This is a genomic window from Serratia sp. BW106, from assembly GCF_002607755.1.
Classification (GTDB): domain Bacteria; phylum Pseudomonadota; class Gammaproteobacteria; order Enterobacterales; family Enterobacteriaceae; genus Serratia; species Serratia proteamaculans.
Genome location: NZ_MCGS01000002.1, coordinates 80,126 through 86,704, shown reverse-complemented (window position 1 = coordinate 86,704; position 6,579 = coordinate 80,126). Strand labels below are relative to the sequence as shown.

The following is a 6,579-nucleotide window of genomic DNA, read 5'->3' as shown; positions in this document are numbered from 1 at the left end:
TAGGCAATGAGCTTTAAAGCTGTTTAAGCCCTTGGTTAAATTCCTTCGCCAAGGTTTGAGCCCTCGTTTGTTACTCGGCCAGTTTATCTGGCGTTATAGAGCAACCTTGGCGATGTAAAGTCTACAACGTGGCGCGAAAGTTACAAGTGTGATGTGATAAAGCTCTAAAAAAAAACGCAGAAACATACATATTTACTAACATTAACCGGCAAAAAAGCGAGCATTTTGACCTTGGATTTAGGTCGCGGAACCGCAGCCGCACTCGCTTTGTCCCTGATCCCATAAAGGTTCCCTTGCAGGGAGATGAAAATGATGGGAAAAATCCTAAATTTACTTAATGATACAAAGAAGAGTGAATTTTTAGGGTGGAACAGTGTCCGTGAATCGGGTTTATGTCACGTTGAGGACGCATTATGAACCCATAAGCGTTACCTAATTCTGCCGCACGCCTTAATTTTAGACGATCTTCTTCTGTAAGATCGGGCAGCCATCCAAGAACTACACTGTAGTTACCCGTCAGCAGCGCTTTTTCCATCGCTTCAACCGTGTCCAACGGATGAATTTGACTCAGTTGCACCACTTTCCCCACCGGCAAACCGGATTGCTGTAGCCACAACTTACTCAGTTTTTGCTGTGGGGTCAGCCATAACAGCCAGCGTGACTGCATACCCAACTGCTGCAACAGTGGCAGCAATAGTTGCGCCACTGCGGGCTGATGCTCGTTGTAAACAAGTTCACTGATAAGGCCATTCTCTTTGCCGGCATCCGTGCTTTCTGCAGCATTATTCACCGCAAAAGAGCTGTGGCTGAAATTGGTTTTGTAGAGTGATTGAGTACGCATAAAGTATCCCGCCCGTAGTGTCACTGTATGTTTATACAGTATATCCTATTGTGATTAAGATCAACCCAAATCTTCGTGGTACCTCGCATAATTGCGATTATTTTTTATACGACGGGCTTTTGTGATTGGCATGACTGCGGATAGTGCGTATTTTTCTAATTACTTGTTCACGTTACCTTTATTTCATTGATGAGAGGAATAATAGAAGGGTAACCTACACCAGGAGAACGCTATGAAAGGGACATCAACGGGAAGGATCGTACAGGCCAAAGCTTATTTTTACGCATTAGGTGGCATCACAACACGCTCACAATTCGGTGGGTACGGGATACTGGCCGATGGCGTCATGTTCGCGGTGATTGCCGAAGGGGAGCTGTATCTTCGCGCGACGGATAGCCTGGAGCCAGCCTTCCGCGAACGCGGAATGGTTAATATGGTTTACTCCAAGCGTGGAGTACCCATAACCATGCGTTATTACTGGGTTGATGAAACGCTATGGCGGGATCGTGGAGAACTTGTAGGGTTAGCCTGGCAGGCAATTCGGGAAGCACGCCGGGAACTTAAGGTGAAAACGGATAACCAGGGGCGTCTGAAGGCCTTGCCGAACATCGACATCAATATGGAACGTTTACTCTGGCGGGCGGGCATTCGCAATGTTTATGATTTACGTCTGAACGGTGCCAAGCGCAGCTATCTCCGTCTGTTGCAGCAGCAACGCAATTTGGGCCTACGGGTACTGCTTTCTCTGGGGGGAGCCATTGCCGGTTATCATCATGCTGCCTTACCCTCGGAAATGCGTAGTGAGCTGACTCATTGGTTTGAGCGAACCATGTCGTTGCTTAGCCACGGACATAACCCGGGAGTTCGGGGCCTGATAAAAGGCCCCGGGTGATTAGGCCGATTTGCCAATTTGCGCATTGAGCATCGTGAGTTCCGGAAGCAATTCAATCACCAATCCAATCTGCTGTAATACCAATTGATCTTTGCTTTCCGGTTCCGGCGCTGCGTGCTGAATACGTTCTGCCAGACTTTCCAACGCCTGAGTGATGCGTTGTTCGTCCTGTTCTTCCCAATGCAGGGCGCCATCGACATAACAAACTGCATCATTCAGCAGATCCAACGTAGCAGGGTTGTTCAGGCGCTCACGGTGGGCGCCCAGCGCAGAGATATAACTCAATAAGGTGTGGTTTAAACACAGCAGGCGAAAGGCGGCTTCCTGAACTTCCTTATTGGCTTTGGGGTCGGCAGACATGTTGGATATCACCGAAGCCAACTCTGCATCACTGTTGTGTGCATCCCGGCGAGCGATACGATAAGGAAGGCCATTATCTTTGCCCTGATGGTATTGCACCAGAATGGCATCCAGATAACGGCAGTTGGCGTTCAGCGTTTTGCTGACAACTGCCGGCAGTTGGCGGAACTTCCAGTCTGGCCAGATAAAACTGACTGCCGCCCAAGCGATGGCACACCCTAAAATCGTGTCGTAAACGCGAGGCGCGGCGACTTCAAAACCTTCACCCAGCAGGTTAAAGCACAGCAATACCAGTAGGGTAATAAACATGGTGGCGTGTGCATATTGCACGGTTCGAAAAGCAAAAAAAAGCACGCCGCTGATAACAATCAGCACCATCTGGCCTTCCAGTGAAGGCACAAAATAGAGGATCGGCAGACCGATAAGAATACCAGCAAGCGTGCCGATAATTCGAAGCGCCAGCCGGCGACGCGTGGCATTGTAATTCGGTTGGCAGACAAACAGACTGGTTAACAGGATCCAATAACCGTGCTGCATGCCGGTAAACTGAATAAAGGCATAACCCACGCACAACACCGCTGACATGCGGATGGCGTGGCGGAATAAGGCCGACTGAGGTGTCAGATGGCGGCTGATACGCAAGCGGATGTCGCTCCAGCCGGTGATCCGGTCATCCGACAGGCTATTCTCTTCCACCTGACCGTTGGCCAATGCCTGTTCGGACTCAATATTCGCCAATTGTGCGTCAATCGCGCGTAAGTTTTTTAACAGGTGTGACAGCGCTTTGGTTAACTCACGATTTTCCGGGGTGATGGCGATGCGAGTCAGAGCTTCTTCAATACGGGCAAAGGCCGGTTCAAAGCGAGGGTTGTGCTGATACTTCTGCCGCAGCAAAATCGACTGTGCCAACTGCTGACAGGCGCGTGCTTGCATGCTGAGCAAACGCTGGAATCGGAACAGAATATCACTGTGGCGGAATTGTCGGCTCAGGGCTTGATATTGAACGTGAGAGGAACTGGCGCGCTCATGGATATCCTGGGCAACGAAATAATAATGCAACGTGCGGCGGGTACCGCGTTGACCTCGATCGCCTTTTAACCGCGTCAGCAATGAAACTTTGGTCTGGTTCAGAATGGTCACCAGAGCACTGTTGGCCATGGCAACATCCATCCACGGCAGGTCTGCATCATGCTCGACGTCGGGATCAAACAGGTTGGCTTTGGCATCCAGATAATTCGCCAACTGATTGTAACAACGTGCCAGGTTTTCCTGCAATGGGCGGATAGGGAAGATCAGGTGTCCAATCAGCGTCAGCAGGTTGTACCACAGGGCACCGATGATCAGTAGCATCGGTTGTTGATACCAGGCGTCGTACATTGAAGTGCCGAGCATGGTATAGACCGCGATCAGCAGAGCACCAAACGCAATGGTGGCGTAGCGTTGCCCGAGCGCACCCAGCAAAATAAAACCGCAGGTGGAAGTGGTCAGGCCGAGCGCGAACAGCCAGGGATAAGGGAACAACAGTTCAATGGAGGCGGAGGCGACAAAAAAACACACCAACGTGATCAGCAGATTGCGCAGTCTGCCAGTCAGGCGATCATCCAGATCGGTCAATGCCGCTGCCACCACCCCCAGAGTCAGGGGAATGGTGAGCTTGGGAATGGCGAGCCACCAGGGTACGGCGGCAGCGCCGGCCAGCGCAATAAAAATACGCAGGTCATAAAGCAGATTGCTGTTGTAGGCATAACGGCGTATTGCTGGTGCAAAAGAGAGCACGAAAAACTCCTCAGGCGGAGAAAAAATTAACGCTGCTGGTACTGACGTCGGGCATTTTCAGTTCTGGCCTGTTGCGCCATCTCAACGGACACCACACGGCGTCCAACCGGCCACAGGGCAATAGCGGCGATTTTGAAATTGGCTATGCCTACCGGAATGCCAATAATCGTCACGCACTGCACAATACCGGCAGCAATATGTGACAGGCACAGCCACCAGCCGAACAGGATCAGCCAGACAATATTCAGCAGTGAACCGCTGGCGGAAAGCAGCGCGTTGCTTTTTTCCGGGTACAATTCATTAACGTGAATAGCTTCGTTGCCGAAAGGCAGTAACGATAGTTTGGTGATTTCCCAGCAGGAGCGGGTTAACGGTAGGGTGATGATCAGCAGCACGCTAAACACCGTTGCGACCAGCCAGCCAAGGGTGGTGAAAAAGCCGCCTAACACAAAATTAAGAATATTCAGTACAGTACGCATAGTCGTCATTCTGCTCTAATGATGGCCAAACCGCGATGCGGTTGCGTTTGCTATCAAAACGCAAAATCTATTCTACCCTTTTTTTAGCGCTAGAGTGTCACTGCTTATCACAGGTAAACTGGCAGATATCCGTTATTTAATCTCAACATAGTCATGGCGCGAAGATATGGAACTTAAAGCGACATCGCTGGGGAAACACCTGGCTCAGCATCCTTATAACCGTGTGCGGTTGCTGCACGCCGGTGTCGAGGTGAGCGGTGAAAAACATGAATATCTCATTCCTTTCAATCAGTTGATTCATGTCAGGTGTAAGCGAGGCATCGTCTGGGGCGAGCTGGAGTTTGAGCTGCCGGATGAAAAAGTGGTGCGCTTGCACGGTACCGAATGGCAGGAAACTCAGCGCTTCTATCATCATCTCCAGCAGGCCTGGCAACAGTGGAGCGCCGAGATGAGCGAAGTCAGCGCCGGCGTGTTGCGCCAGCAGGTTGAACATATTCAGCGTATTGAACAGCAGGATAAGTGGTTTAAAAAATCCGAACTGGGCAAGTTGCAGCAACAAATCCGCGAGTCTTTCGGCGCCTTACCCATGCCGGTGGCACGGTTGGATCAATTCGACAATTGCCGGGATGATTATCAGCTTTGCCAGCAATGGCTGCAGCAGGGGTTGCGCAGCGTAGGGCTGCGTAATCAGCAGTGGACCGAACGTATGCTGGAGGCCTACCACGATTTCTTCCAGAACATCGAAACTTCACCGCTGAACGACTCGCAAAGCCGCGCAGTGGTCAATGGTGAAGACTCGGTGCTGGTGCTGGCTGGGGCTGGTAGCGGTAAAACCTCGGTGCTGGTGGCGCGAGCCGGCTGGCTGCTGCGTCGTCAGGAGGCTGAACCCGGGCAAATACTGTTGCTGGCATTTGGTCGTCAGGCGGCGGAAGAGATGAACGAGCGTATTCAGGAGCGCTTGGGTAGCGTGGCGATTCAGGCCAAAACTTTCCACGCGCTGGCGCTGCAAATTATTCAGCAGGGTAACCGTAAAGTGCCGGCGATCAGTAAGCTGGAAACAGACAGCAAGGCTCGACGAGCTTTGTTGATAGCGCATTGGCAGCAGCAGTGTGCCGAGAAAAAAGCCCAGGCCAAAGGGTGGCGGCAATGGTTGATTGAAGAGCTGGAATGGGAAGTGCCTGAAGGCGATTTTTGGCAGGATAAACGCTTGGCTGAACGGCTGGCAGGTCGTCTCGAACGCTGGCTGGGGCTGATGAGGATGCACGGCGGTAGCCAGGCCGAAATGATAGAACAGGCGGATGAAGAGATCCGTGACCTGTTCTCAAAACGTATCCGGCTGATGGCACCCTTGCTCAAGGCCTGGAAAGGCGCGCTGAAAGAGGAAGGGGCGGTTGATTTCTCCGGTCTTATCCACCAGGCGGTCAATATTCTGGAGAAAGGGCGTTTTGTCAGCCCGTGGAAGCACATTCTGGTGGATGAGTTTCAGGATATCTCACCACAGCGTGCGCAATTGCTGGCGGCGCTGCGTAAACAAAACAAGCAAACCTGTTTGTTTGCGGTGGGTGACGACTGGCAGGCCATTTACCGCTTCAGCGGGGCCGAACTGACGTTAACCACGGCGTTTGCCGATAACTTTGGCGAAGGTGCCCAGTGCGCGCTTGATACGACTTACCGTTTCAATGAGCGCATCGGTGAGGTGGCAAACCGCTTTGTACAGCAGAACCCGCATCAGTTGAAAAAACCGTTGAACAGCTTGAGTAAAGGTAATAAGAAATCGGTAGTTCTGTTACCGCATGAACAGCTTGAAAATTTGTTGGATAAGCTAAGCGGTTATGCCAAGCCGGAAGAAAGGATCCTGGTGCTGGCGCGTTACCATCATCTGAAACCGCAAGTGTTGTCAAAAGCGGCGACCCGCTGGCCTAAATTGACCATTGAGTTTATGACCATCCACGCCAGCAAAGGGCAGCAGGCTGAGTATGTGATTATCGCTGGTTTGCATGAAGGCAACGATGGCTTCCCCGCGGTTGCGCGTGAGTCGATATTGGAAGATGTGCTGTTGCCGCAACCGGAAGATTTCCCGGATGCAGAGGAGCGACGCTTGCTGTATGTGGCGCTGACTCGCGCCAAGCATCAGGTATGGCTCTTACAGGATCGCGAGCGTCCGTCGGTGTTCGTGGAACAACTTCAGGATCTTGGCGTACCGTCGCAGAAAAAACCCTGAACTTAAGGCC

The 6,579-nt window shown here is 51.7% G+C and carries 5 protein-coding genes; 2 read left to right on the top strand and 3 right to left on the bottom strand.

Annotated features, from left to right (window positions below):
* Positions 1-334: 334 nt before the first annotated feature.
* A complete protein-coding gene (gene sulA, locus BEI65_RS00935) occupies positions 335-841 on the bottom strand; it encodes an SOS-induced cell division inhibitor SulA (RefSeq protein WP_099061707.1) in 507 nt (168 codons plus the stop codon).
* Positions 842-1,073: 232 nt separating this feature from the next.
* Here sulA and BEI65_RS00930 point away from each other — a divergent pair, with 232 nt between their 5' ends.
* Positions 1,074-1,733, top strand: coding sequence for a TfoX/Sxy family DNA transformation protein (locus BEI65_RS00930; protein ID WP_099061706.1), 660 nt, complete (start codon positions 1,074-1,076; stop codon positions 1,731-1,733).
* Here the strand turns inward: BEI65_RS00930 and yccS are convergent, their stop codons facing one another.
* Together yccS and BEI65_RS00920 are read right to left on the bottom strand one after the other, a co-directional pair.
* The gene (gene yccS, locus BEI65_RS00925; protein WP_099061705.1) at positions 1,734-3,869 is read right to left on the bottom strand and encodes a YccS family putative transporter; all 2,136 of its coding nucleotides are present in this window, start codon (positions 3,867-3,869) and stop codon (positions 1,734-1,736) included.
* 26 nt (positions 3,870-3,895) lie between these two features.
* Positions 3,896-4,348, bottom strand: a complete 453-nt coding sequence (locus BEI65_RS00920; protein WP_099061704.1) for a YccF domain-containing protein — start codon at positions 4,346-4,348, stop codon at positions 3,896-3,898.
* A 166-nt stretch (positions 4,349-4,514) separates the two neighbouring features.
* On the opposite strand from BEI65_RS00920, the gene helD reads away from it, so the two are divergent.
* Positions 4,515-6,569, top strand: coding sequence for a DNA helicase IV (gene helD, locus BEI65_RS00915; protein WP_099061703.1), 2,055 nt, complete (start codon positions 4,515-4,517; stop codon positions 6,567-6,569).
* The last annotated feature ends 10 nt before the right edge of the window (positions 6,570-6,579 follow it).

Bases quoted from the DNA above. Each gene is read 5' to 3' on its own strand.
- sulA (WP_099061707.1), bottom strand. From the start codon at position 841: ATGCGTACTCAATCACTCTACAAAACCAATTTCAGCCACAGCTCTTTT.
- BEI65_RS00930 (WP_099061706.1), top strand. From the start codon at position 1,074: ATGAAAGGGACATCAACGGGAAGGATCGTACAGGCCAAAGCTTATTTT.
- BEI65_RS00920 (WP_099061704.1), bottom strand. From the start codon at position 4,348: ATGCGTACTGTACTGAATATTCTTAATTTTGTGTTAGGCGGCTTTTTC.
- helD (WP_099061703.1), top strand. From the start codon at position 4,515: ATGGAACTTAAAGCGACATCGCTGGGGAAACACCTGGCTCAGCATCCT.